Below are 25,041 nucleotides of genomic sequence, written 5' to 3' on the forward strand. Positions count from 1 at the left end.
CGACAGCGCCGGATCTGCAAGGATGAACGGCGAATCCAGAGTGTGAACAGCAGTGAGGAGATCGCCGTGTCGGGTATGTCGGCGGGCCGGTCAGCCATGCGGATGGGACCCGCTGAGCTGGTGCAGGCGGCGGCCATGGCCCGCCGCTTCTACCTCGAGGGAAAGTCCAAGATCCAGATCGCGGAGGAGTTCGGCGTCAGCCGCTTCAAGGTGGCCCGGGTCCTGGAGACCGCCCTCGAACGGGATCTCGTGCGCATCGAGATCCGAGTGCCGGCCGAGCTGGACGCGGAGCGCTCCGACGCGCTGCGCGCCCGCTACGGCCTGAGGCACGCCGTGGTGGTCGAGTCCCCGGCCGAGGCCGAGGAGACCCCCGACCCCGAGAATCTGGGAGAAGTGGCCGCCGACCTGCTCGGCGAACTGGTCGACGAGGGGGATGTGCTGGGGCTGGCCTGGGGCCGGTCCACCATCCACATGGCGGCGGCGCTCGACAAGCTGCCGCCGTGCACCGTGGTGCAGCTCACCGGCGTGTACGACGCCGGGACCGCCGAGCGCGGTTCGGTGGAGGCGGTCCGGCGCGCCGCGCAGGTGTCGGGCGGCGACGCGCACCCCATCTACGCGCCGATGCTGCTCCCGGACGCGGCCACCGCGCAGGCGCTGCGGCACCAGACCGGCATCGCGCGGGCCTTCGAGTACTTCGACAAGGTCACCGTGGCGTGCGTGTCCATCGGCTCCTGGGAGCCGGGCATCTCGACGGTCCACGACATGCTCAGCGACGAGGAGCGGGCGCACTACGCCTCCCTCGGGGTCGCCGCCGAGATGTCCGCGCACCTCTTCGACTCCGACGGCCGCCGCATCGGGCGCGACCTGGGGGAGCGGTGCATCACCGTCAAGGCCGACCAGCTCCGCCGCATCCCCGAGGTGGTCGCCATCGCGGGCGGGCAGCGCAAGGGCCCCGCGATCGACGCGGTGCTGCGGTCCGGGCTCGTCACCAGCCTGGTGACCGACACCTCGGCCGCCGACTACCTGCTGGCCGCCGGTCCGGCGCCGAAGCCCGCCCTCAACCGGTCGGACCCCGACGGCATCTGACGCCCCGTCGCCCGTGCGGCGGGTCCGCGCCGGACCCGCCGCGGCGGGGCGCGTTCCGGTGGCCCGCCCGGCGCCGTTCGGAGGTTCCTCCAAGGGGGTGCGGGCCAGGGCTGGACGATGCGACCGCGGGGGACCGTCCGTCCGTCGTGCGAGAATGAAGTACGTGCTCTTTCCCCCTGGCTGACCTGTCCGGGGGCCACCTCTGATCGACTGGGATGTGCAGCACGTGCGTTTCCTCAACGACATCCAGCCCCCGTACGACCTGACGTACGACGACGTGTTCATGGTGCCGAGCCGCTCCGCGGTCGGCTCGCGTCAGGGCGTGGACCTCAGCTCCCCGGACGGCACGGGCACCACCATCCCGCTCGTCGTCGCCAACATGACCGCCATCGCCGGGCGCCGCATGGCCGAGACCGTGGCCCGCCGCGGCGGACTCGTGGTCATCCCGCAGGACATCCCGATCGAGGTCGTCACCGAGGTCGTGGCCTGGGTCAAGAGCCGTCACCTGGTGCTCGACACCCCGATCGTGCTCGCCCCGCACCAGACCGTGGCCGACGCCCTGGCCCTGCTGCCCAAGCGGGCGCACAACGCGGGCGTCGTGGTCGACGACGACGGGCGGCCGGTCGGCGTGGTCACCGACACCGACCTGTCCGGCGTGGACCGCTTCACCCAGCTCGCCGAGGTCATGTCCCGGGACCTGCTGCTCATCGACGCCGCCATGGACCCCCGCGAGGCCTTCAACACCCTCGACGGCGCCAACCGGCGCTACGCCCCGGCCGTCGACTCCAGCGGCCGCCTGGCGGGCATCCTGACCCGCAAGGGCGCCCTGCGCGCCACGCTGTACACGCCGGCCACCGACGCCCGGGGGCGGCTGCGCATCGCCGCCGCCGTCGGCATCAACGGCGACGTCGCGGGGAAGGCCCAGCAACTGCTGGACGCGGGTGTGGACACCCTCGTCATCGACACCGCGCACGGCCACCAGGAGTCGATGATCAACGCGCTGAAGCTGGTGCGCGACCTCGACCCGCAGGTGCCGGTCGCCGCGGGCAACGTCGTCGCCGCGGCCGGTGTGCGCGACCTGATCGAGGCGGGTGCGGACATCGTCAAGGTCGGTGTCGGCCCCGGCGCCATGTGCACCACCCGCATGATGACCGGCGTCGGCCGGCCGCAGTTCTCCGCCGTGCTGGAGTGCGCCGCCGAGGCGCGCAGGCACGGCAAGCACGTGTGGGCCGACGGCGGTATCCGCCACCCGCGCGACGTCGCCATGGCCCTCGCGGCCGGCGCGTCCAACGTGATGGTGGGCTCCTGGTTCGCCGGGACTTACGAGTCCCCCGGCGACCTTCAGCACGACGCGAACGGACGCCCCTACAAGGAGTCCTTCGGCATGGCCTCCGCGCGCGCCGTGCGCAACCGCACCTCGGAGGAGTCGTCCTACGACCGCGCCCGCAAGGCGCTGTTCGAGGAGGGGATCTCCACCTCCCGGATGTTCCTGGACCCGGACCGCCCCGGCGTCGAGGACCTGATCGACTCGATCATCGCGGGCGTCCGCTCCTCCTGCACCTACGCCGGCGCCGGTTCGCTGGAGGAGTTCGCCGAGAAGGCCGTCGTCGGCGTCCAGAGCGCCGCCGGATACGCCGAGGGCAAGCCGCTGCACGCCAGCTGGACCTGACCCGCGCCACCCCTCTCCCGCCCGGCTCCGCCGGCCCGTCCCGGGGCCGGCGGAGCCCGTCGGCGTGCCCCGCCACGCCGACGGGAAGGGGCGTGCGCAACGAACAGCCACCCGGCCCCCGCGAACGCAATGATCTTGCGGAGGCGCGCAAGGTTGCTGCATTTCGAAGGCAACGCGCGAACTCGTAGGGTTACGCGCTGTACGTGGTGCGGCGGGGACCCGCCCGACGGGTCCCGGCTGTCGCGGGAGTCCGCCGGTCCCCCTCGCGCAGGACCGGCAGTGACGAAGGAGTCAGCGCGTGCTCGATCAAGGCGCACCCCCGCTCAACCCGCCTCCCCCCACCCCGCCCGCCCAGGGCGCCGGTGCGCGCCTGATGCGTCGCAAGCCCGTGGAACGCCTGGTCGCGGAGGGCGGCCAGGGCGAGGGCGGGTCGCTGCGCCGCTCCCTCGGGCTGTGGCAGCTGACCATGATCAGCATCGGTGCCACCCTCGGCACCGGCATCTTCGTGGTGCTCGGCGAGGCCGTGCCCAAGGCCGGCCCGGCGGTCACCCTGTCCTTCGTGATCGCGGGACTGACCGCCCTGTTCTCCGCGCTGTCCTACGCGGAACTGGCCGGCACCATCCCCGTCTCCGGCTCCTCCTACTCGTACGCGTACGCAACGATGGGCGAACTCGTCGCCTGGGTCTGCGGCTGGTGCCTGATGCTGGAGTACGGCGTCTCGGTCGCCGCCGTCGCCGTCGGCTGGGGCGAGTACCTCAACGAACTCCTCGACGGCACCATCGGCGTCACCATCCCCGCCGCGCTGTCCGCGCCGCCCGGTGACGGAGGCGTCTTCAACCTGCCCGCGCTGATCGTCGTCCTGCTCGCCATGGCGTTCCTCATGGGCGGCGCCCGCGAGTCCGCCCGGGCCAACACGATCATGGTCGTGGTGAAGATCGGCGCCCTCGTGCTGTTCTGCGCCATCGGCGTCCAGGGCTTCCGCTCCGGCAACTACGACAACTTCATGCCGCTCGGCATGGCCGGCGTCAGCGCCGCCGGGGCGACCCTGTTCTTCTCGTACATCGGCTTCGACGCCGCCTCCACCGCGGGCGAGGAGGCCAAGAACGCCCAGCGCGACCTGCCCCGCGCGATCCTGCTGTCGCTCGCCATCATCACCGCGCTCTACGTGCTGGTCGCCGCCGTCGCCGTGGGCGCCAAGCCCTGGCAGCGGTTCACCGAGTCGGAGGCCGACCTCGCCCAGATCATGACCGAGGTCACCGGCCAGTCCTTCTGGGGCACCCTGCTGGCGTTCTGCGCGGTCATCGCCATCGCCAGCGTCGTCCTCACCGTGCTCTACGGCCAGACCCGCATCCTGTTCGCCATGTCCCGCGACGGGCTGGTGCCCAAGGTGTTCGGCCGGGTCAGCCCCAAGACCGGCACGCCCCGCCAAAACACCCTGATCGTGTCCCTCTTCTGCGGCGTGCTCGCCGCCGCCATCCCCCTCGGCCAGCTCGCCGACGCCACCAGCATCGGCACCCTGTTCGCGTTCGCCCTGGTCAACGTGGCCGTCGTGGTGCTGCGCCGGAGCCGCCCCGACATGCCCCGCACCTTCCGCGTACCGCTGTCGCCGCTGCTGCCCGCCGTCGGCCTCGGCTTCTGCCTGTGGATGATGGGCAGCCTGTCCACCGTCACCTGGGTCGTCTTCGGTGTCTGGATGGCCGTGGGACTCGTGTTCTACTTCGGGTACGGCTACCGCCGCTCCCGGCTCGCCGCATCGGACACCACGGAAGCAAAGTGAACCACCCGCAGTGCTGAACGATCTCGACGAACGCATCGTGCACGCCCTCGCCGAGGACGCCCGCCGGTCCTACGCGGACATCGGCCAGGTCGTCGGCCTCTCCGCGCCCGCCGTGAAACGGCGCGTGGACCGGCTCCGCGCCACCGGGGCCATCACTGGATTCACCGTCCGGGTCGACCCGGCCGCGCTCGGCTGGGAGACCGAGGGGTTCGTCGAGATCTACTGCCGCGGCAACACCTCCCCGGAGACCATCCAGCGCGGCCTGGAGCGCTACCAGGAGGTCGTGTCCGCCTCCACCGTCACCGGGGAGGCGGACGCGGTCGCGCAGGTCTTCGCCTCCGACATGCGGCACTTCGAGCGGGTGCTGGAACGCATCGCCGGAGAGCCCTTCGTCGAGCGGACCAAGTCCGTGCTGGTGCTGTCGCCGCTGCTGCGCCGCTTCTCCTCCGGGTCGCCGACCTAGCCAGGGCCTCTCGTTCGGATCATGCCGGGCTCGCGGGGCCCGGCACCGCGCCTCGCCGCGTTGTCGTCGGTTGTCAGGGCTCCGCCCTGCCGCCCTCCTCCGCCTTGCGAGCCCCAGCGTCGGGCTCCGCTCCCTGATCCGGCCTGATCCGAACGAAAGACCCTGGAAGGCCGGGCACCGGCTCCGCCGACGCCGGGACGGATCCCGGCCCGGCGGACTACCATCGGTGTCATGACCTGGCGACATTGATCCCCCCGCCGTGCCTCCCGAGGGCCGCCCGGCCGCCGTACGTCCCACGTCCGGTGTCCGAACCGCCCTTACGGGAAGGCCTCATGCCCCTCACGTCCACGCGTGCGCCCCGCGACCCCGTCCGCCGGCTGACCAGCACGCTGTACGGCTACGCGTTCCTCGAGGAATGCGTCCTGCTCTACCCGGTGTACGCGCTGCTGTTCAGCGACACCGGCCTCTCGGTCGGGGAGATCTCCTCCCTGTTCGCCCTCTGGTCGATCACCAACATCGTGCTGGAGATCCCGTCCGGCGCCTGGGCCGACGCCGTGTCCCGCCGGCTGCTGCTGTGCCTCGGCCCGCTGTTCACCGCCGCCGGCTTCACCCTGTGGGTCCTGCTGCCCTCCTACGGCTCCTTCGCGGCCGGCTTCGTGCTGTGGGGCATCGGCGGAGCCCTCGTCTCCGGCGCCATGGAGGCGCTGGTCCACGACGAACTCGAACGGCTCGGCGCCGTCGGCCGCTATGCCCGTGTCATGGGGCGGGCACGCGCGGCCGGCCTGATCGCCGTGATGGCGTCGATGCTGCTCGCCGGCCCCGTCCTGACCTGGGGCGGCCACCTCGCCGTCGGTGCCGCCAGCGTCCTGGTGTGCCTGCTGGCGGCGGCCACGGCCACCCGCTTCCCCGAGCACCGCACCCCGGCGCCCGCCGGGCACGACCACTGGACCGCCGCCCTGCGCAGCGGGCTCGCCGAGGCGCGCGCCGACCGGTCGGTGCGGGGCGCCCTGCTCCTGGTCCCGGCGGTCACCGCGGTCTGGGGCGCCCTGGACGAGTACACGCCCCTGCTGGTCCGCGACACCGGAGTCGCCGACGGCACGGTGCCCCTCCTGCTGCTGGTGATCTGGGCCGGGGCCACCGCCGGAAGCCTGCTGGCCGGCGAGGGCGAACGCCTCGGCACCACCGGTCTCGCGGTGCTGCTGGCGGTGGCCGCACTCGCCCTGGCCGTGGGCTCCGCCACCGGCACGCCGTCGGGCGTGCTCCTCGTGGCCGTCGCCTTCGGCGGCTTCCAGGCGGCGACCGTCCTGGCCGACGCACGGCTCCAGCACCGCATCGGGGGTGCCGGGCGGGCCACCCTGACCTCGGTGGCGGGACTGGGCACCGAGCTGGCCACGGTCGCCGTGTTCGGCGGCTACGCCCTGCTCGCCGCCCGGGCCCCGCACGGCACCGTCTTCGCGGTCCTCGCGGTGCCTTACCTGGTGACGGCGCTGTGTCTCGTCGCCCGGCCGCGCCGGGCCCGCCCCGGCCTCCGCGAGGAGGCCTCCAACGGGACGGCCGCCGGTGACGGGACCCCCGCCGCGACGGCCCCGGGGGACGCCGACCGCTGAGCGGGCCCGCCCGCGCCCGGACCACCCGGCCCGGGCGCGGGCGAAAGCCCGCCGTGCAGGCCCCCGCATCCCCGCCCTGACCTGCGTTTCCGTCCCTCCGGAAGCCTTCGGACGGCCCGCGCAACGAATCACCGCGGACCGCCCCCGAGACGCAACGAACCGCTCACCGGCGCGCAACGGGTCCGTCTTGTCCGGGTGAGCGGGCCGACCGTACGGTCTAGCTGACCCCCAGAAGCCCGCGTACCGGTGAGGAACACGCATGCGTACCGCCCTGCTCCAGAGCTCCGGACGGCCCGGATCCGTCGCCGGGAACCTCAAGGTCCTCGACGAGGCCGCGGGCCGTGCCGCCGCCACCGGAGCCGGGCTGCTGGTCACCTCGGAGCTGTTCCTGACCGGCTACGCCATCGGCGACGACATCGGCCGGCTGGCCGAGCCCGCCGACGGCGACGCCGCCGACGCGGTCGCGGAGACCGCCGTCCGCCACGGACTGGCGATCGCCTACTCCTACCCCGAGCGGGACGGCGACGCGGTGTACAACTCCGTCCAGCTCGTACGCGCCGACGGCGCCCGGCTCGCCAACTACCGCAAGACGCACCTCTTCGGCTGCTTCGAGCAGGAGCACTTCACCCCGGGCGGCCGGCCGGTCGTGCAGGCCGAGCTGAACGGCCTCACCGTCGGCCTGGTGATCTGCTACGACGTCGAGTTCCCGGAGAACGTGCGGGCCCACGCCCTGGCGGGCACCGACCTGCTGCTGGTGCCCACCGCGCTGATGCACCCCTTCCAGTTCGTCGCCGAGTCCCTCGTGCCGGTGCGCGCCTTCGAGAACCAGATGTACGTCGCCTACGCCAACCGCGTCGGCACGGAGGGGGACTTGGAGTTCGCCGGCCTGTCCGTGCTCGCCGGGCCCGACGGCGTGGCCCGCGCCCGCGCCGGCCGCGCCGAGGAACTCGTCTGCGCCGACGCCGACCCCGAGTTCCTGGCCGCCTCCCGCGCCGCCAACCCGTATCTGCGCGACCGCCGCCCGGAGCTCTACGGGCCGCTCACCTGACCCCCTCGTCCCACCCCAGCCGTACCCCGGTCCCACCCGTGCAAGGAGTCCGCACCCCATGACGTCCACGGTGCCCAACGCCGTCGAGCACGCCGACGAGCAGCAGCCGCCGATCACCATGTTCGGCCCGGACTTCCCCTACGCCTACGACGACTTCCTCGCCCACCCGGCCGGCCTCGGGCAGGTGCCCGCGACCGAGCACGGCACCGAGGTCGCCGTCATCGGCGGCGGACTGTCGGGCATCGTCGCCGCCTACGAGCTGATGAAGATGGGCCTGAAGCCGGTCGTGTACGAGGCCGACCGGATCGGCGGCCGGCTGCGCACCGTCGGCTTCGACGGCTGCGACCCCTCCCTCACCGCCGAGATGGGCGCCATGCGGTTCCCGCCGTCCTCCACGGCGCTCCAGCACTACATCGACCTCGTCGGCCTGGAGACGCGGCCGTTCCCCAACCCGCTGGCGGAGGCAACCCCGTCGACCGTCGTCGACCTCAAGGGCGAGTCCCACTACGCGGAGACGCTCGACGACCTGCCGCAGGTCTACCGGGACGTGGCCGACGCCTGGGCCCGGTGCCTGGAGGAGGGCGCCGACTTCACCGACATGAACCGCGCCCTGCGCGAGCGGGACGTCCCGCGCATCCGGGAGATCTGGTCCCGGCTGGTGGAGAAGCTGGACCACCAGACCTTCTACGGCTTCCTCTGCGAGTCCGAGGCCTTCAAGTCCTTCCGGCACCGCGAGATCTTCGGCCAGGTCGGCTTCGGCACCGGCGGCTGGGACACCGACTTCCCCAACTCCATCCTGGAGATCCTCCGCGTCGTCTACACCGAGGCCGACGACCACCACCGCGGCATCGTCGGCGGCTCCCAGCAGCTGCCGCTGAGGATGTGGGAGCGCGAGCCGGAGAAGATCGTCCACTGGCCGTACGGCACCTCGCTGAAGTCCCTGCACGTGGACGGCGAGCCCCGCCCGGCGGTCACCCGGCTGCACCGCACCGCGGGCAACCGCATCACGGTGACCGACGCGGAGGGCGACATCCGCACCTACCGCGCCGCGATCTTCACCGCCCAGTCCTGGATGCTGCTGTCCAAGGTGGCCTGCGACGACGCGCTGTTCCCCATCGACCACTGGACGGCGATCGAGCGCACCCACTACATGGAGAGCTCCAAGCTGTTCGTGCCCGTCGACCGGCCCTTCTGGCTGGACAAGGACGAGGAGACGGGCCGGGACGTCATGTCGATGACGCTCACCGACCGCATGACCCGCGGCACCTACCTGCTCGACGACGGCCCCGACCGGCCGGCGGTCATCTGCCTGTCCTACACCTGGTGCGACGACAGCCTGAAGTGGCTGCCGCTGTCCGCGAACGAGCGGATGGAGGTCATGCTGAAGTCGCTCGGCGAGATCTATCCGAAGGTCGACATCCGCAAGCACATCATCGGCAACCCGGTCACCGTGTCCTGGGAGAACGAGCCCTACTTCATGGGCGCGTTCAAGGCCAACCTGCCCGGCCACTACCGCTACCAGCGGCGGCTGTTCACCCACTTCATGCAGGACCGGCTGCCCGAGGACAAGCGGGGCATCTTCCTGGCGGGCGACGACATCTCCTGGACGGCAGGCTGGGCGGAGGGCGCCGTGCAGACCGCCCTCAACGCCGTCTGGGGCGTCATGCACCACCTCGGCGGCGGGACCGACCCGTCCAACCCGGGCCCCGGCGACGTCTACGACGAGATCGCGCCGGTGGAACTGCCCGAGGACTGAGCGGCCCTGCCCGACCGGCCGGACCTCCCCTCCGGCAGGCCGGGCAGCGGCGTGAGCAGCATGCGGCCCGCGAAGCCCACCGCGGTGTCCAGCCGCGCGGTCAGGTCCCCGGCGACGTCCGGCAGCCCGCGCAGCGCCCACAGGGCCCGGGCCGCCGTCCAGGCCGCGTCGCGGGCCCGCTCCAGACTCCACGCGCCCAGCAGATGGGTCAGCGGGTCCGCGATCTCCAACAGGTCGGGGCCCGGCATCAGCTCCTCGCGGATCCGCTCCTCCAGCGAGACGAGGAGGTCGCCCACCCGGTCGAAGTCGTCCTCCAGGCGCGCCGGTTCGCAGCCGAGGGTACGGCAGGTGTCCACCACGGCGAGCGCCAGGTCGTGGCCGATGTGCGCGTTGATGCCCGCCAGCGCGAACTGCAGCGGGCGTACCCCGGGATGACGGCGGAACTGGAACAGGGGCCGCCAGCAGGCCGGCGGCCGGCGGTCGTCCAGCACCGCGTCGAGGGCGGCCAGGTAGCGCTGCGCGAACCGCACGTCCAGGACGGTCGCCGCCCGCGCGTCGGCGAACCGGCCAGCGTCGATGCGCCGGTCCACCGACTCGGTGACGGCGAGGTAGACACGGTTGAAGACCGCGATCCCGTCCCGCTCGGGCAGGGCGGCGTCGACGGCACGCATCCGGGCGATGACCGTGTCCACCGACATCAGGACTTGTTCGCACTCCGGCATGGGCGCAGAGTCGCACGTTTAGGGTGGGGGCAGTGGCGGCGGGCCCGACGCTTCCCCGGAACGGGGGAACGCGTCCGCCGCGGGGGAGGGGGAGCAGTACGGTGGCAGGCTCACGTGCCCAGCGCCGGTCCGGCCGGCGGGCCGCGCGCAGACGCGCCGCCGGGCGCGGCGCCATGGTCGCGGCGGCCTCCGTCGTGGTCGCGATCGGCACCGCGACCGGCATGATCCAGGCCGTCGGGGACGGCCGCGGCTCCGACGAGGCGCGGCCCGAGGTGACCGGCACCCCCCTGCTGGAGCCGCTGCCCGCCGTGCCGTCGGCGTCCCCGTCGCCCACACCGGCGCCGCCCTCGGCCACCCCGTCGAAGAAGCCGCCGCCGAAGCCGTCCCCGTCGCGCACCGCGACGCAGCGGCAGCCGGCCTCCGCGTCCCCGGGGCTGTACCGCCACCCGGAGTCGCGGGTGCTGGACTGGGTGCGGGCCCATCCCGGCGACCCGCGGCGCGCGGTCATAGAGTCCCGGATCGCCGACCGGCCCGCGGCGGTGTGGTTCGCCGACTACACGCCCGACACCGTGACGGCGCGGGTCCGCGCGGTCACCTCCGGCGGCGCGGCCCAGGGCCGGGTGCCCGTGCTGGTGCCGTACGCGATACCCGACCGGGACTGCGGCGGGCACTCCCAGGGCGGCGCTCCCGACCTCGACGCCTACGACGGCTGGATCGACCGGTTCGCGGCCGGGCTGGGCGGCGGCGAGGTCATCGTCGTGCTGGAGCCGGACTCGGTGGCGCAGGCCGAGTGCCTGTCCGCGGGGGCCCGCGCCGACCGCTTCGCCTCCCTGGCGCGGGCCGGGCGGGTGATCAAGCAGGCCAACCCCCGGGCCCGGGTCTACTTCGACGCCGGACACTCCGGGTGGAACGCGCCCGCCCGGCAGGCCGCCTGGCTGCGGCAGGCCGGCGCGGCCTCGTCCGCCTCCTCCGACGGCGTGTTCAGCAACGTCTCCAACTTCCACAGCACCGCCGACGAGATCGCCTACAACCGCCGGGTGCTGGACGCCCTCGGCGGATCCGGCCTCGGCGCCGTCATCGACACCAGCCGCAACGGCGCCGGTGCCCCGGCCGACGGCGAGTGGTGCGACCCGGCCGGACGCAAGCTGGGCCGGGCGCCCACCCTCGACACGGGCGAGGCCCGCATCGACGCCTACCTGTGGGTGAAGCTGCCGGGGGAGTCCGACGGCTGCAAGGGCGCGCCGGGCACCTTCACACCGTCGTACGCCTACGACTTGGCGCGCTGAGGTCCGTCGCCGCCGGCGTCGCCCGGGCCGCCGTCGGCGGGCACGGTGTAGGAGGACGTGCCCTCGTCGAGCAGCGGCTCCTGCGTCTTGAGGTGGGCCGGGGCGAAGGCGCGCAGGGCGTGGTAGCCGGTGATGACCACGACGGTGCCGAGCGCGATGCCGCTCAGCGAGAAGGTGTCGGTGAACTCCATCGTGACGTTGCCGACGCCGATGATGATGCCCGCGGCGGCCGGGACCAGGTTCAGCGGATTGCGCAGGTCCACCCCGGCGTTGATCCAGATCTGCGCGCCGAGCAGGCCGATCATGCCGTAGAGGATGACGGTGATGCCGCCCAGCACGCCGCCCGGGATCGCCGCGACGACCGCGCCGAACTTCGGGCAGAGGCCGAACAGCAGGGCGAAGAAGGCGGCGGCCCAGTAGGCGGCGGTGGAGTACACGCGCGTGGCGGCCATGACGCCGATGTTCTCGGAGTAGGTGGTGTTGGGCGGACCGCCCACGGCGGTGGACAGCATGGAGCCGACGCCGTCGGCGGAGATCGCGGTGCCCAGCTTGCCGTCGAGGTCGTCGCCGGTCATCTCGCCGACGGCCTTGACGTGTCCGGCGTTCTCCGCGACGAGGGCGATCACCACCGGCAGGGCGACCAGGATCGCGGACCACTCGAAGGACGGTCCGTGCAGGGCCGGCAGGCCGATCCAGTCGGCCTGGCCCACGGCGGACAGGTCGAGCCGCCAGTGGTCGGTGACCTTGCCGCTCGCGTCGGCGGAGTGGATCTGCCCGAAGACGCGGTCCAGCGCCCAGGACAGGACGTAGCCGAAGACCAGCCCGAGGAAGATCGCGATCCGGGACCAGAAGCCGCGCAGGCACACCACCGCGAGGCCGGTGAACAGCATGACGAACAGGGCGGTCCACTGGTCCTGCGGCCAGTAGGTGGTGGCGGTGACCGGAGCGAGGTTGAAGCCGATCAGCATCACCACCGCGCCGGTGACGACCGGCGGCATCGCCGCGTGGATGATCCGCGCCCCGAAGCGCTGGACGGCGAGCCCCACCAGGAACAGCGCGGCGCCCACCACGAACACCGCGCCGGTGACGGTGGCGCTGGACCCGCCCTGGGCGCGGATGACCGCGGCGACGCCGACGAAGGACAGCGAGCAGCCCAGGTAGCTCGGCACCCGGCCGCGGGTCGCCAGCAGGAACACGATGGTGGCGACCCCGGACATCATGATGGCCAGGTTCGGGTCCAGGCCCATGAGCACGGGTGCGACGAACGACGCGCCGAACATCGCGACGACGTGCTGGGCGCCGAGTCCCGCGGTACGGGGCCAGGAGAGCCGTTCGTCGGGGCGGACCACCGCACCGGGCGCGGGGGTGCGCCCGTCACCGTGCAGTCTCCAGCGGACGCCGAGATCCATGGGGTGTCGCTTTCGTTCGTACGTGCAGCGTGTCCGGACCATTGTCGGGGCTGGAAAGGAGTGCTCCGTACGGCGCGGCGGGGGTCCCGCGCAGCGGCTGAGCGTCTGCTTAGGATGGGCCCGTGCCGCTCTTCGCCGTATGCGGCATTGATCCCGCACGCCCCAGGAGCACCACTGTGACCGTCGAAGCCCCGCCCGCCCCCGCCGCCGCCGTCCCGTACGGGCTGCTGATGCCCGCCACCGTCCACTTCGACGACCTCGACGCGCTGGGCCTGATGCACAACTCCCGGTACCCGTTGCTGGTCGAGCGGGCCTGGGCGGCGTTCTGGGAGCGACACGGCGTCCGCTTCGACGGCGACTGGGCGGCGGCCGGCGACGCCTGCAACGCGGTCAAGGAACTGCGGATCACCTACGAGGCACCGGTGGCCCGGGCCGGCGCGTACGCCGTCCACCTGTGGCTGGAGCGGCTCGGCCGGACGGGGCTGACGTACGGCTTCCGGGTCTGCTCACCGGACGGCACGGTGACCTACGCGCGGGGCAGCCGGGTGCTGGTCCGGCTGGACGCCGAGACGCTGCGCCCGACGCCCTGGACCGAGTCCTTCAGGGCCGTGGCCCGGGAACTGCTGCCGCCGGCCGTGTGACCTTCGTGCGGTCGCCGGCCCGGAGCACGCCCGCCAGCCCGGCGACACCGCACGACAGGACTGTGACCACCGCGAACGACACCATCAGGCTGGTCGCCTGGGCCACCATCCCGATCGCGCTCGGGGCGACCAGGCCCGAGGTGTAGGTGATGGTCGCGACGCCCGCGATCGCCAGGCTCGGGTTCGTCCCGCTGCGGCCCGCCGCGGCGAAGCACAGCGGGACCACCACCGCGATACCGAGACCGGTCAGCGCGAAGCCCGCCATCGCGGTGGCGGGATGGTCCGCCAGCACGATCAGCAGACCGCCGAGCACCGCGACCACCCCGCTCGCGCGGACCGTGCGCACCGCGCCGAAGCGGTCCACCACCCGGTCCCCGGCGATCCGCGCCACCGCCATGGTGAGCGTGAACCCCGTGGTGCAGGCGGCGGCCAGACCGGCGGAGGCGTCCATGCGGTCGCGCAGGTAGACCGCCGACCAGTCCAGGCTCGCGCCCTCGGCGAAGACCGCGCAGAACCCGATCGCGCCGATCAGCAGCGCGGAGCGGGGCGGCAGGGCGAACCGCGGGGGCGGGTCCTCGTCCTCGGCGGGCTGGAGGTCCAGCACCCAGCGGCAGGCGGCGACGCCCACCGCCGTCAGCACGGCGGCGGCCAGCAGGTGGTGCAGCCGGGCGTCCGCGCCGAGGTGGGCGGCGAGCGCGCCGGCCGCCGAGCCGACGAGGGCTCCGGCGCTCCACATGCCGTGCAGTCCCGACATGATCGACCGGTCCAGCCGGTTCTCCACCTCCACGCCGAGCGCGTTCATCGCCACGTCGGACATGCCGGCCGTGGCGCCGTAGGTGAACAGCGCCAGGCAGAGCGTCAGCATGCCCGGGGCGAGGGACGGCAGGACGAGTGAGGCCGTCCACAGGGCGAGCAGCCCGCGCAGCGCGGCGCGGGCCCCGAAGCGGTGGCTGACGCGCCCGGCGACCGGCATGGCGATCGACGCGCCGAGCGCGGGGAAGGCGAGGGCCAGCCCCAGCTGCCCGGCGCTCACCCCGGCGTGGTCCTGGATCCACGGCACACGGGTGGCGAACGAGCCCGTGACCGCGCCGTGCACGGCGAACACCGCGGCGACGGCGTACCGCGCCCTCCTCACGTCACGTGGTCCGTACACCCCTGGACCCATGCTCCCGCCCCCTCCGGTCGTCGCCGCGCGATCTGCGCCGGGGTAAATTATCAGGAACCCTGCCTGAAAGATAAGGGGATGTCGGCCGGTCCCCCGTCCCGTCTCCGGCCGCCCCGGCCCATCTGGAAGGATCCCGGCATGGCCGCATCCCCGAGCACCGCCCGAGCCATCAACGACCGGCTCGCCCTGCGCCTGCTCCAGCGGGAGGGCCCGCTGACCGCAGGGCGGCTCAAGGACCTCACCGGGCTCTCCCGTCCCACCGTCGCCGACCTCGTCGAACGCCTCACCGCGGCCGGACTGATCGCGGTCGCCGGGGAGGCCGGCGAGCAGCGGCGCGGCCCCAAGGCCAAGCTGTACGGGATCGTCGCCGACCGGGCGCACCTGGCCGCGCTCGACGTGCGCACCGAGGGCGTCGCCGTGGTCGTCTCCGACCTCGTCGGGCGGGTCCTGGCCCGGGCCGCCGCCCCGATCACCGGCGACACGGGGACCGGGCCGGCCGTGCAGCAGGCGGTGGCGCTGGTCGAGCGGACGGTCAAGGAGGCCGGCGCCGACGCGCTGCACACCGTGGGGATCGGCGCACCCGGCCTCATCGACCCGGCGACGGGCGAACTGCGCGACAGCACCGCCCTGCCCGAGTGGCACCGCCGGCTGGTGGCCGCCCTCCAGGAACGCCACCCCACGACCCGCGTCAGCGTCGGCAACGAGACCAACCTCGCCGCGCTGGCCGAGCAGCGCGAGGGGGCCGCCCGCGACCGCGACACCTTCGTCCTGCTCTGGCTGGGGCACGGCACCGGCGCGGCCGTGGTCCTCGACGGCGTCCTGCGCCGGGGTGCCTCCGGCGGCGCCGGCGAGATCGGCTTCCTGCCCGTCCCCGGCACCGGCGGCCTGCCCTCCGCGACCGACTGCGCGGGCGGCTTCCACTCCCTGGCGGGAGCATCCGCGGTCGCGGACCTCGCACGTGCCCATGCCGTCCCGCCCCGGCCGGGCGTCGAGCCGGAGGCGGCCGGCGCCGTCCTGACGGCCGTACGGGCTCTGGAGGAGGCGGACGCGGCCCCGGTGCCGGGGGCTCACCGCTTCCTGGACGCCCTCGCCGACCGGGTCGTCGTGGGGGTGGCGTCGGCCGTGGCGGTGCTGGATCCCGGGTGCGTGGTGCTGGGCGGGGAGATCGGGCAGGCGGGCGGCGAGCCCCTGGCCGTGCGGGTACGGGACCGCCTGGCGCGGATGTCACCGCTGCCGACCGAGGTGCGCCCGGGTGCGCTGGGCGGCTCGGCGGTGCTCAAGGGCGCCCTGCTGACGGCGCGCGAGCACGCCCAGGACGACCTCTTCGGCAGCTACCGGGGGTAGGGTCCCCGGCCTCCTGCCCCCGGCCTCCTGCCCCCGGCCTCCCACCGGGGGTAGGAGGCCGGAGACGCGAGGCGCCCCCGGCCGGTACGGAAGCCCCGTGCCGCGACGCGGACCGGGCCCCCCGGCCCGGCGTGGCGTCACGCCCGGTCCGGGCGCCGCAGCCGTGCCGGCCGGCCGGGGGCGCTCAGTGGTGCGCCCGGGTCTCCTGCCGCCGGCGCGCCAGGAACTCCTCGAACGTGCGCGTCCCCACCGCACGGTCCGGCGCCAGATGGCCGCCCGCGCGGAACGCCCGGTAGGCGGCTCCCCTGAGCGGCACCTTCACCACCGCCCGGCGGCGGCCCGTGGCCTCCAGATAGGAGCGGGCGAGGGAGTGCAGCGTCCTGACCTCCGGACCGCCCATGTCCTCGACCCGGCCCGCCGGGGCCGCCTGCGCCAGCTCGCACAGCCGGTCCGCGACCTCGGTGACGTCGACCGGCTGGTCCTTCACCCGCGCGGGCAGCACCATGACGGGCACCTTGGACAGCCCCTGGAAGACCTGCAGCAGCAGGTCGTGGAACTGGGTGGCGCGCAGCACCGTCCAGTCGATCCCCGAGTCCTCGATCAGCCGCTCCACCGCGAGCTTCGAGCGGTAGTAGCCGAACGGCACCCGGTCGACGCCCACGATGGAGATGTAGACCAGGTGACCCACCCCGGCCCGACGGGCCGCCGTGATCAGATTCCGCGCGGCCCGCTCGTCCCCGCCGCGCGGTGAGGTGGCGCAGTGGACGACGGTGTCCACTCCCGAGAGCGCCGCGTCCAGGGCGCTGCCCCCCTCGCGCAGGTCGACGGAGTAGGGCACCGCGTGCCGGCTGAGCACCCGCAGGTCGTGGCCCGCCGCGCGCAGCTGTTCGGTCACGGGCCGGCCGAGCGTTCCGGTCCCTCCGGTCACCAGGATCGTGCTCATGCTGTTCCGTCCCTTCGGACACGGGGCGCTCCCGGGCGGAGCGCCCTTCACCGGGAGGACGGGCGGCGGCCCCGGAATGTGACACCGCCCGGCGACGCACCCTCCAGCTTGTCCGAATCGCTGCCCCGTCGCACTCGCTCGGCCCCGGGCACGCCCGTGCCGCGCGGCACCATGGGGTGCGCCGCGCGGCACGGGGGCGGCGCCGCCAGGGCGCGCCGTGGTGAGGCCCGGCGGCGGGCAAGGGCCGTCGTCACCGCCGCCGGACCGGTCCGGTGGGGGCGTCAGCAGGCTCCCTGATCCCGCCAGGCGCCCCATGCGCCGGTGGTGCCGGGCTCCTCGCCCTGCGTCCACCACTGGGACTTCCACACGTGGCCCTCGTGCGAGACCACGCTGCCCCCGCCGTACGCGGTCGAGGCGTTCCACGCCGGGTCCGCGCAGTCGCCGGGCTCACCGGGCGGTGTGGTGGGCGGGTCGGTGGGGCTGGTGCCGCCCGGCTCCACGACCGTGGTGCCGCGGGCCAGGTCACCGGCCAGGGCGTAGGTCTTCCCGCCGAACGTCACCGTCCAGTTCGAGGGGGTCGACACCGGCAGGTGATAGACGAAGTCCAGCTCCGCCGAGTCGCCCGGGGCCAGCGACTGCCAGGCCGGCAGTTTCAGCGACACCCGGTGGTGGTCGCCCTTCAGGCCGCCCACGTTGTCCCCGGTGTGGTCCGAAGCGATCACCGTGGTGCCCCAGCCGGACTGGTCCTTGGCGTTGCCGGGCGCGGACGTCCCGTAGTCGAACCGGAACTCCGTGCCGCCGGGCAGGGCCGCCGACGTGTTGTTGGTGATCTTCAGCTTGGGACTGATCGGGTAGTTGGAGTCGCCGAGCGGGAACTGACCGAAGTCGACGTCGATGTCCAGGGCCTCCGACGGCATGTCGGTGGTGGCCCGGGTCGCTCCGTAGGGGGCGGCGGACCGGAACTTCTCGTACATCGCGGTGGTCAGCGTCGAGCCCGGCTCGTACTGGCCCGTGGCGGCGTTCCAGTCGTAGTCACCGGCGAGTTCCCACACCATCGTGCCGCCGATGCCGCGGTCCACGACGTAGTCGGCCTTGGCCTTCACGGACTGCTCGTCCTCGGTGGACAGGAAGACCTTCTTCTCCGCGTTCCACAGCCAGGGCGCGACCAGGGTGGAGTCGTACTTGCGGGCATAGGTCCCGGTCAGTTCGGTGCCGGCGGGGAAGCCGTAGTCGGTGACGTAGTCGCCGACGACGCCCTTCTCCAGGTTCTTGGCGTGCCACATCGGGTTGGATCCGGCGGGCGACTCCCGGCCGTCGTCGTCCAGGTCGTGCCAGAGGTTGTCGATGCCGGTGGCGCCGTCGCCGCACTTGGTCAGCCCGGACCCGGCGGGGCAGTCCGTCGAGGGGGCCTTGCCCCACAGTCCGTCGGTGCCGCCGGTGACGTTCTTGAACCCGCGGGTGTAGTACGGCAGGCCGATGTTGATGCGGCCGGCCGGCATCGAGCCCCGGAAGTAGTGGTAGGCCCAGTCGGTGTTGAGGTAGCCGATCCCGCCGTACTGGGACGTGGTGTAGACGCCGGCGGAGGCCAGTTCGGCGTCCTTGCCGTCGTCGAAGAGCGAGGCGTTGGGGCCGACGTACTCGTTCCAGGCGCCGTGCAGGTCGTAGGACATGATGTTGACGTAGTCCAGGTACTTCTGGACCTGGAAGGTCTCCATGCCGCGCAGCAGGTAGCCGGAGGAGGGGGCCGCCACCGTCAGCAGGTAGTGCCTGCCGTCCGCCTCGCCCGCGCGGTCCAGCTTCTCGCGCAGGGTCTTCATCAGTTCCGCGTAGCCCTTGACCAGGCCGGCCCGGCGGGCGTTGGCGAAGGACCGGTCGAGCGGGTTGCCCGCGTCCTTCATGGTGGTCGGGTACTCGTAGTCGATGTCGAGGCCGTTGAAGCCGTACGTCCGCAGGAAGTCGACCGCCGAGTCGGCGAACGTGTCGATGCCGGCGTGGTTGACCGAGCCGTCCGCGTTGGTGGCCATGGAGTAGAAGCCGCCGGAGTCCACCCGGTCGCCGTCGGCGTCGAAGTAGCCGCCCGTCTCGGCCCAACCGCCCACCGAGATCAGCGTCTTGACGTCGGGGTGCTGCTTCTTGAACTTCGTCAGCAGGTTGAAGTGGCCCTTGTAGGGCAGCGCCGGGTCCATCTCCGCGCCGGGCACGCCGGGCCAGGTCGTGCCGGTCGCCGGGTTGGTGGCGCCGTCCGGACCGACGGAGAGCTTGTTGCCCTTGTCCACGTGGGCGAACGCGTAGTTGATGTGGGTGATCTTCTCCCAGGGGATGTCGGACGCGAGGTAGGCGGGCTTTCCGTCCTTGCCGGTGCGCCAGCCGGTGAAGTAGCCGATCACCCGGCGCTGGTGGTCGGCGCCCATCTTCTCGCGCCCGTCCGCGTCGTAGACCGAGCAGTAGGGGACCTCGACCCCCGGTGTCCGGTACAGCCCGTCGGGGCGACAGGACTCCTGGTCGGCGGCGTGCGACACGGTGGCGGGAAGGGCCGCGAGCAAGAGGCCCGCGACGGCGGCGGCGGAGGCGAGCAGGGCAGGTCTCGCCCCGGGACGTGAGGGGGACGGCACAGTCGGTTCCTCTCCACGGAAGGTGGCGCAGAATCTAAGAGGACTAGACCAAAGCGTCAATAGGTATGGACCAATTCGACGGACGGTCACCGGCGCGCCCCGCGGCGGGAGTTCACGGCCGGCGCCGCCGGAACCGAACGCTCCGCCGGCGTCCGGGAGTGCGCCCCGTCACCCTGGGCGCGCCGGACGCCACGGGTTGTGAGCCACTCCACACCCACCGCCTGTATGGACCCCGGCCGGTCATGGCACACTGGCCCTGTACCAGTAGCAGCGCACTCCGGGGTCGGTGAAAGTCCGAACCGGCGGTTACAGTCCGCGACCCGGTCGCCTCCAGCGGCCGGTTGACCAGGTGAAATTCCTGGACCGACGGTTAAAGTCCGGATGGGAGGCAGTGCGCGGCGGGCGGGCATCCATGCGCGCCGCCGTACCGGTCCGTCCTCGCGGCGGACTCCGTCCGGCGTCGCCCCCGGTGTCCCCGCCCGTACGATCTGTCGTCATCGACAGCCCCGGAGTCCGTGCCCGAAGAGGCAGGAGGACCCGGGAAGTGTTCACCGGAATCGTCGAAGAGCTGGGCGAGGTCACCGCCGTCGAGACCCTCGACGACGCCTGTCGCTTCCGGCTGCGCGGCCCCGTCGTCACCCAGGACGCGAAGCACGGGGACTCCATCGCCGTCAACGGCGTCTGCCTCACCGTCGTCGAGCACGAGGGCGACGAGTTCACCGCCGACGTGATGGCCGAGACCCTGAACCGCTCCAGCCTCGGCGCCCTCGCCGTCGGCTCCCGGGTGAACCTCGAACGCCCCATGGCCCTCGGCGCCCGCCTCGGCGGACACATCGTGCAGGGCCACGTCGACGGCACCGGCGAGATCCTCGAACGCAAGCCCTCCGAGAACTGGGAACTGGTACGGATCTCGCTGCCCGCCGACCTCTCCCGCTACGTCGTCGAGAAGGGCTCCATCACCGTCGACGGCATCAGCCTCACCGTCGTCGACGCAGGACCCGACTTCTTCACGGTCAGCCTCATCCCGACCACCCTCGACCTGACCACGCTCGGCCTCAAGCAGCCCGGCGACCCCGTCAACCTCGAGGTGGACGTCATCGCCAAGTACGTCGAGCGCATGATCGGCGACCGGGACCTCGGGAAGGGGGACGGGCGGTGAACTGGCTGAACTCCGAGGCGTTCACCGTCCTCGGCCAGCACATCAAGTGGTCCGACATGATCGGCAACGTGATCGGCCTGCTGGCCCTCGCGCTCGGCTGGCGCCGGTCCCTGTGGACCTGGCCCGCCCAGTTCCTCAGCGGCCTCATCCTCTTCGCCGCCTTCGCCACCGCCCACCTCTCGGGCAGCGCCGGCAAGCAGATCGTCGTCATGCTGGTCGCCGCCTGGGGCTTCGCCCAGTGGAACCGCGGCCGGCAGCAGGCCCAGGACGGATCGATCGCCGTCCGCTTCGCCACCGGCCGTGAGCGCGCGGTCCTGGTGGGCGCCGCGGCCGCCGGCACCCTCGCCGTCGGCGGGCTGTTCACGCTCTACCCGTCCCTGTCCTGGGACCCGTGGCCGGACGCCTACATCTTCGTCGGCACCGTCGTCGCCATGTACGCGCAGGCCCGCGGCATGGTCGAGTTCTGGTTCGCCTGGCTGCTGGTCGACCTCGTCGGCGTCCCGCTGAACTTCGCCAACGGCTTCGCCTTCTCCGGTTTCGTCTACATCATCTACGGCGCGCTGGTCCTGTGGGGACTGCGCGACTGGTGGCTGCGCTCCCGCGAGGACGTGCGGCCCGCCCTGGAAGGAGCGCCGGCATGAGCGCCCGCCCGTCACCCGCCACCACCCTCGACGAGGCCGCCCCGCAGCAGCGGAGCCGGCCGTTGTCCCGCCCCGTCGTGCCACCGGTCCTCGACGACGGCGAGGACCTGGCGCTCGACCCGGTCGAGCAGGCCGTCGCCGACATCGCGGCCGGCCGGCCGGTCGTCGTCGTCGACGACGAGGACCGCGAGAACGAGGGCGACCTCGTCATCGCCGCCGAGATGGCCACCCCCGAGATCGTCGCCTTCATGATGAGCGAGTGCCGCGGCCTGATCTGCGCCCCCATGGAGGGCGACGAACTGGACCGCCTCCGGCTGCCGCAGATGGTGGACGACAACACCGAGTCGATGAAGACCGCCTTCACCGTCTCCGTCGACGCCTCCGCCGCCCACGGCGTGACCACCGGCATCTCCGCCGCCGACCGCGCCACCACCCTCCGGCTGCTGGCCGGCGGCACCGCCGAACCCTCCGACCTGGTCCGGCCCGGCCACGTCTTCCCGCTGCGCGCCCGCCCCGGCGGCGTCCTGGTGCGCAACGGCCACACCGAGGCCGCCGTCGACCTCGCCCGGCTCGCCGGACTGCGCCCGGCGGGCGCCATCGTCGAGATCGCCGGCGAGGACGGCAGCATGCTGCGGCTGCCCGAACTCGTCCCGTTCGCCCGCAAGCACGGCTTGACGATCATCTCCATCGAGGACCTCATCGCCTACCGCCGCAGCAGTGAGCCCACCGTGCGCCGGGAGGCCGAGGTCCGCCTGCCCACCGCGCACGGCACCTTCACCGCGTACGGCTACCGCTCCACCGTCGACGGCGTCGAGCACGTCGCCCTGGTCCACGGCGACATCGGCGACGGTGAGGACGTCCTCGTCCGCGTCCACTCCGAATGCCTCACCGGAGACGTCTTCGGCTCCCAGCGCTGCGACTGCGGGCCCCAGCTGGACGCCTCCCTGGCCCGCATCCAGGCCGAGGGACGGGGCGTCGTCGTCTACCTCCGCGGCCACGAGGGGCGCGGCATCGGCCTGATGTCCAAGCTGCGCGCCTACGAACTCCAGGAACGCGGCCGGGACACCCTCGACGCCAACCTCGAGCTCGGCCTGCCCGCCGACGCCCGCGACTACGCGGCCGGCGCGCAGGTCCTCGCCGACCTCGGCGTGCGCAGCGTCCGTCTGCTGACCAACAACCCGGACAAGTCCGACGCGCTCGTCCGCCACGGCATCGCCGTCACCGCCCGTGAGCCGATGCCCGTCACCGCGAGCGAGCACAACCTCCGGTACCTGCGCACCAAGCGGGACCGGATGGGCCACGACCTGCCCTGGCTGGACGCACCGACCGTGCCGGCCTGCGGCAACCAGTAAGCGAACCACCGAGGAGAGACGTGAGCGGCAAGGGTGCACCGGAACTGTCCGTACGCGACGTGGGGGACCTGCGGGTCGCCGTCATCGCCGCGCAGTGGCACGAGAAGGTGATGGACGGACTGGTCGACGGCGCCCTGCGCGCCCTGCACGACCTCGGCATCGACGAGCCGACCCTGCTCCGGGTCCCCGGCAGCTGGGAACTCCCCGTCGTCGCCAAGGTCCTCGCCGGACGCGGCTACGACGCGGTCGTCGCCCTCGGCGTCGTCATCCGGGGCGGCACACCCCACTTCGACTACGTGTGCCAGGGCGTCACCCAGGGCCTGACCCGGGTCTCCGTCGACACCGGCGTGCCCGTCGGATTCGGCGTCCTCACCTGCGACACCGAGGAGCAGGCCCTGGACCGTGCCGGACTGCCCGGATCCAGCGAGGACAAGGGGCACGAGGCCGTCACCGCCGCCGTGGCGACCGCCGCCTGCCTGCGTTCAGTATCCGAACCCTGGCGGTGAGCAGGGCCCGTCAGCGCGTAGGGTAAGGACCACCATGTCCAAGAAGACGTTCGAGGAGCTCTTCACCGAGCTCCAGCACAAGGCCGCCCACGGCGACCCCGCCACTTCCCGCACGGCCGAACTGGTGGACAAGGGCGTCCATGCCATCGGCAAGAAGGTCGTCGAAGAGGCCGCAGAGGTCTGGATGGCCGCCGAGTACGAGGGCAAGGAAGCGGCCGCCGAGGAGATCTCCCAGCTGCTGTACCACGTCCAGGTGATGATGGTCGCCCGCGGCATCTCCCTCGACGACGTCTACGCCCACCTCTGACCGTTCCGCACGCCCCACCACCCCGACACCGCGAAGGAAGCCGACCTCATGCTGCGCATCGCCCTCCCCAACAAGGGTTCCCTGTCCGGCCCTGCGGCGGAGATGCTGCATGAGGCCGGCTACCAGCAGCGCCGTGAGACCAAGGAACTGCGGGTCGTCGACCCGACCAACGAGGTGGAGTTCTTCTACCTCCGCCCGCGCGACATCGCGATCTACGTCTCCTCCGGCCGCCTCGACATCGGCATCACCGGACGGGACCTGCTCGTCGACTCCGGCGCCCGCGCCGAGGAGATCCTGCCCCTCGGCTTCGCCCGCTCCACCTTCCGCTTCGCCACCCGCCCCGGCACGGCGAACGGCGTCACCGACCTCACCGGCATGACCATCGCCACCTCCTACGAGGGCATCGTCGCCCGCCACCTGGAGGACAAGGGCATCGACGCCTCCGTCGTCCACCTCGACGGCGCGGTGGAGACCGCCATCGAACTCGGCGTCGCCGAGGTCATCGCCGACGTCGTCGAGACCGGCACCTCCCTGCGCAACGCGGGTTTGCAGGTCATCGGCGAGCCCATCATGACGTCCGAGGCGGTCGTCATCCGCCGCACCGGCGCCATGGCCGACCCCGACGACAGCGTCGAGCCGAAGGTCCAGCAGTTCCTGCGCCGCCTCCAGGGCGTCCTGGTGGCCCGCACCTACGTGATGATGGACTACGACTGCCGGGTCGAGCAGCTGGAGAAGGCCGTCGCCCTGACCCCGGGACTGGAGTCCCCGACGGTCTCCCCGCTGCACAACGAGGGCTGGGTCGCCGTCCGCGCCATGGTCCCCTCCAAGGAGGCCCAGCGCATCATGGACGACCTGTACGACATCGGGGCGCGGGCCATCCTCACCACCGCCATCCACGCCTGCCGCCTCTGACCGGGACCGGGAGCGACACCATGTCGGATGCCACCTCGTCCGGGCTGCCCGCCCTGCCCGTCACCTTCCGCCCCGGCCGCACCCGCGCCGTGCTGCTCACGATGGGCGTCGCGATCTTCGTCGCCGTCAGCCTGATCGGCGTCCTCCTCACCCGGCTGAGCCCGGGCGAACGCCTCAGCTTCGTGGTCACCGGGGCCCTCCTCGGCAGCGTGCTGTACCTGCTCGCCCGGCCCCGGGTCGAGTGCGACGAGACCGGCGTCACCGTCGTCAACATCGTCACCCGCCGCCGCCTGGAGTGGCCGGAAATCATCCAGGTGCACCTGCGCCCCGGCGACCCCTGGGTGTTCCTCGACCTCAGCGACGGCACCAGCATGCCCGCGCTCGGCATCCAGCCGGGCATCGCCAAGCAGCACGCCATCGCCGACGCCCGCGCCCTGCGCGCCCTGGCCGCCGCCCGGTCCACGGCCGGCCCCGAGGCACCCCGCGGCTGACCCGCCGCCCCGGCACCGCACCACGGCCCGTCCCCGGCACCGCACCACGGCCCGTCCCCGGCACCGCACCACGGCCGGCCCCGAGGCACTCCGCGGCTGACCCGCCGCCCCCGGCACCGCACCACGGCCCGTTCCGGCACCCCGC

At 73.0% G+C, this 25,041-nt stretch carries 22 protein-coding genes and 1 riboswitch; of the genes, 17 read left to right on the top strand and 5 right to left on the bottom strand.

Going from position 1 to position 25,041, the window contains the following annotated elements; all coding sequences use genetic code 11:
• Nucleotides 1-42 precede the first annotated feature (42 nt).
• The 7 genes from ACIRPP_RS16785 to ACIRPP_RS16815 all read left to right on the top strand — a co-directional run bounded on the left by ACIRPP_RS16785 (nt 43) and on the right by ACIRPP_RS16815 (nt 9,406).
• Complete coding sequence (locus ACIRPP_RS16785) at nt 43-1,086, top strand: sugar-binding domain-containing protein (protein WP_164334253.1); 1,044 nt, start codon at nt 43-45, stop codon at nt 1,084-1,086.
• A gap of 226 nt (nt 1,087-1,312) precedes the next feature.
• On the top strand, nt 1,313-2,755 hold the full coding sequence (locus tag ACIRPP_RS16790; protein WP_403643068.1) for a GuaB1 family IMP dehydrogenase-related protein: 1,443 nt from the start codon (nt 1,313-1,315) through the stop codon (nt 2,753-2,755).
• 298 nt (nt 2,756-3,053) lie between these two features.
• The gene (locus tag ACIRPP_RS16795) at nt 3,054-4,532 is read left to right on the top strand and encodes an amino acid permease (protein ID WP_403642897.1); all 1,479 of its coding nucleotides are present in this window, start codon (nt 3,054-3,056) and stop codon (nt 4,530-4,532) included.
• Between the two features lie 10 nt (nt 4,533-4,542).
• Nucleotides 4,543-4,995, top strand: a complete 453-nt coding sequence (locus ACIRPP_RS16800; RefSeq protein WP_164343190.1) for an Lrp/AsnC family transcriptional regulator — start codon at nt 4,543-4,545, stop codon at nt 4,993-4,995.
• Between the two features lie 332 nt (nt 4,996-5,327).
• Nucleotides 5,328-6,602 (top strand): MFS transporter, encoded by a 1,275-nt coding sequence (locus tag ACIRPP_RS16805; protein ID WP_403642901.1) that lies wholly within the window; start codon nt 5,328-5,330, stop codon nt 6,600-6,602.
• A 259-nt stretch (nt 6,603-6,861) separates the two neighbouring features.
• Entirely contained in the window at nt 6,862-7,650 is a 789-nt protein-coding gene (locus ACIRPP_RS16810; protein WP_164442836.1) for a carbon-nitrogen hydrolase family protein, read from the top strand.
• A 58-nt stretch (nt 7,651-7,708) separates the two neighbouring features.
• Complete coding sequence (locus tag ACIRPP_RS16815) at nt 7,709-9,406, top strand: flavin monoamine oxidase family protein (RefSeq protein ID WP_403642903.1); 1,698 nt, start codon at nt 7,709-7,711, stop codon at nt 9,404-9,406.
• Here the strand turns inward: ACIRPP_RS16815 and ACIRPP_RS16820 are convergent.
• On the bottom strand, nt 9,367-10,128 hold the full coding sequence (locus ACIRPP_RS16820; protein ID WP_403642906.1) for a DUF5995 family protein: 762 nt from the start codon (nt 10,126-10,128) through the stop codon (nt 9,367-9,369). The genes ACIRPP_RS16815 and ACIRPP_RS16820 overlap by 40 nt on opposite strands.
• A 173-nt stretch (nt 10,129-10,301) precedes the next feature.
• Here ACIRPP_RS16820 and ACIRPP_RS16825 point away from each other — a divergent pair, with 173 nt between their 5' ends.
• A complete protein-coding gene (locus ACIRPP_RS16825) occupies nt 10,302-11,414 on the top strand; it encodes a glycoside hydrolase family 6 protein (RefSeq protein WP_403643071.1) in 1,113 nt (370 codons plus the stop codon).
• Here ACIRPP_RS16825 and ACIRPP_RS16830 read toward each other — a convergent pair.
• Entirely contained in the window at nt 11,396-12,823 is a 1,428-nt protein-coding gene (locus tag ACIRPP_RS16830) for a uracil-xanthine permease family protein (protein ID WP_403642909.1), read from the bottom strand. The genes ACIRPP_RS16825 and ACIRPP_RS16830 overlap by 19 nt on opposite strands.
• 176 nt (nt 12,824-12,999) lie before the next feature.
• Between ACIRPP_RS16830 and ACIRPP_RS16835 the strand changes: the two genes are divergently transcribed.
• On the top strand, nt 13,000-13,464 hold the full coding sequence (locus tag ACIRPP_RS16835) for an acyl-CoA thioesterase (protein WP_403642912.1): 465 nt from the start codon (nt 13,000-13,002) through the stop codon (nt 13,462-13,464).
• Here the strand turns inward: ACIRPP_RS16835 and ACIRPP_RS16840 are convergent.
• A complete protein-coding gene (locus ACIRPP_RS16840) occupies nt 13,424-14,629 on the bottom strand; it encodes an MFS transporter (protein WP_164439003.1) in 1,206 nt (401 codons plus the stop codon). The genes ACIRPP_RS16835 and ACIRPP_RS16840 overlap by 41 nt on opposite strands.
• Before the next feature lie 138 nt (nt 14,630-14,767).
• Here ACIRPP_RS16840 and ACIRPP_RS16845 point away from each other — a divergent pair, with 138 nt between their 5' ends.
• Entirely contained in the window at nt 14,768-15,973 is a 1,206-nt protein-coding gene (locus ACIRPP_RS16845; protein ID WP_403642914.1) for an ROK family transcriptional regulator, read from the top strand.
• Between the two features lie 184 nt (nt 15,974-16,157).
• Here the strand turns inward: ACIRPP_RS16845 and ACIRPP_RS16850 are convergent, their stop codons facing one another.
• Together ACIRPP_RS16850 and ACIRPP_RS16855 are read right to left on the bottom strand one after the other, a co-directional pair.
• Entirely contained in the window at nt 16,158-16,916 is a 759-nt protein-coding gene (locus tag ACIRPP_RS16850) for an SDR family oxidoreductase (protein WP_403642917.1), read from the bottom strand.
• A 281-nt stretch (nt 16,917-17,197) separates the two neighbouring features.
• Nucleotides 17,198-19,528, bottom strand: a complete 2,331-nt coding sequence (locus ACIRPP_RS16855; protein WP_403642920.1) for a chitinase C-terminal domain-containing protein — start codon at nt 19,526-19,528, stop codon at nt 17,198-17,200.
• A 268-nt stretch (nt 19,529-19,796) separates the two neighbouring features.
• Nucleotides 19,797-19,927: riboswitch (FMN riboswitch) on the top strand.
• 145 nt (nt 19,928-20,072) lie between these two features.
• On the opposite strand from ACIRPP_RS16855, the gene ACIRPP_RS16860 reads away from it, so the two are divergent.
• The 7 genes from ACIRPP_RS16860 to ACIRPP_RS16890 are packed head-to-tail and all read left to right on the top strand — an operon-like array spanning nt 20,073 to nt 24,896.
• Nucleotides 20,073-20,687 carry a riboflavin synthase gene (locus ACIRPP_RS16860; protein WP_164346022.1) on the top strand — a complete coding sequence of 205 codons (615 nt, stop codon included), beginning with the start codon at nt 20,073-20,075 and terminating at the stop codon, nt 20,685-20,687.
• Nucleotides 20,684-21,328 (top strand): nicotinamide riboside transporter PnuC, encoded by a 645-nt coding sequence (locus tag ACIRPP_RS16865; RefSeq protein WP_403642923.1) that lies wholly within the window; start codon nt 20,684-20,686, stop codon nt 21,326-21,328. The genes ACIRPP_RS16860 and ACIRPP_RS16865 overlap by 4 nt, the downstream gene beginning before the upstream one ends.
• Nucleotides 21,325-22,680 (top strand): bifunctional 3,4-dihydroxy-2-butanone-4-phosphate synthase/GTP cyclohydrolase II, encoded by a 1,356-nt coding sequence (locus tag ACIRPP_RS16870; protein ID WP_403642925.1) that lies wholly within the window; start codon nt 21,325-21,327, stop codon nt 22,678-22,680. The genes ACIRPP_RS16865 and ACIRPP_RS16870 overlap by 4 nt, the downstream gene beginning before the upstream one ends.
• Nucleotides 22,681-22,700: 20 nt before the next feature.
• Complete coding sequence (gene ribH / locus ACIRPP_RS16875) at nt 22,701-23,186, top strand: 6,7-dimethyl-8-ribityllumazine synthase (RefSeq protein WP_403642928.1); 486 nt, start codon at nt 22,701-22,703, stop codon at nt 23,184-23,186.
• A 34-nt stretch (nt 23,187-23,220) separates the two neighbouring features.
• Complete coding sequence (locus ACIRPP_RS16880) at nt 23,221-23,493, top strand: phosphoribosyl-ATP diphosphatase (RefSeq protein WP_004990764.1); 273 nt, start codon at nt 23,221-23,223, stop codon at nt 23,491-23,493.
• A gap of 48 nt (nt 23,494-23,541) precedes the next feature.
• The gene (gene hisG / locus ACIRPP_RS16885) at nt 23,542-24,405 is read left to right on the top strand and encodes an ATP phosphoribosyltransferase (RefSeq protein WP_403642931.1); all 864 of its coding nucleotides are present in this window, start codon (nt 23,542-23,544) and stop codon (nt 24,403-24,405) included.
• 20 nt (nt 24,406-24,425) lie between these two features.
• Complete coding sequence (locus ACIRPP_RS16890; protein ID WP_403642933.1) at nt 24,426-24,896, top strand: PH domain-containing protein; 471 nt, start codon at nt 24,426-24,428, stop codon at nt 24,894-24,896.
• Nucleotides 24,897-25,041: the final 145 nt, after the last annotated feature.

The sequence above is a fragment of the Streptomyces sp. NPDC101219 genome (assembly GCF_044767675.1).
In the GTDB taxonomy this organism is placed as follows: Bacteria; Actinomycetota; Actinomycetes; order Streptomycetales; family Streptomycetaceae; genus Streptomyces.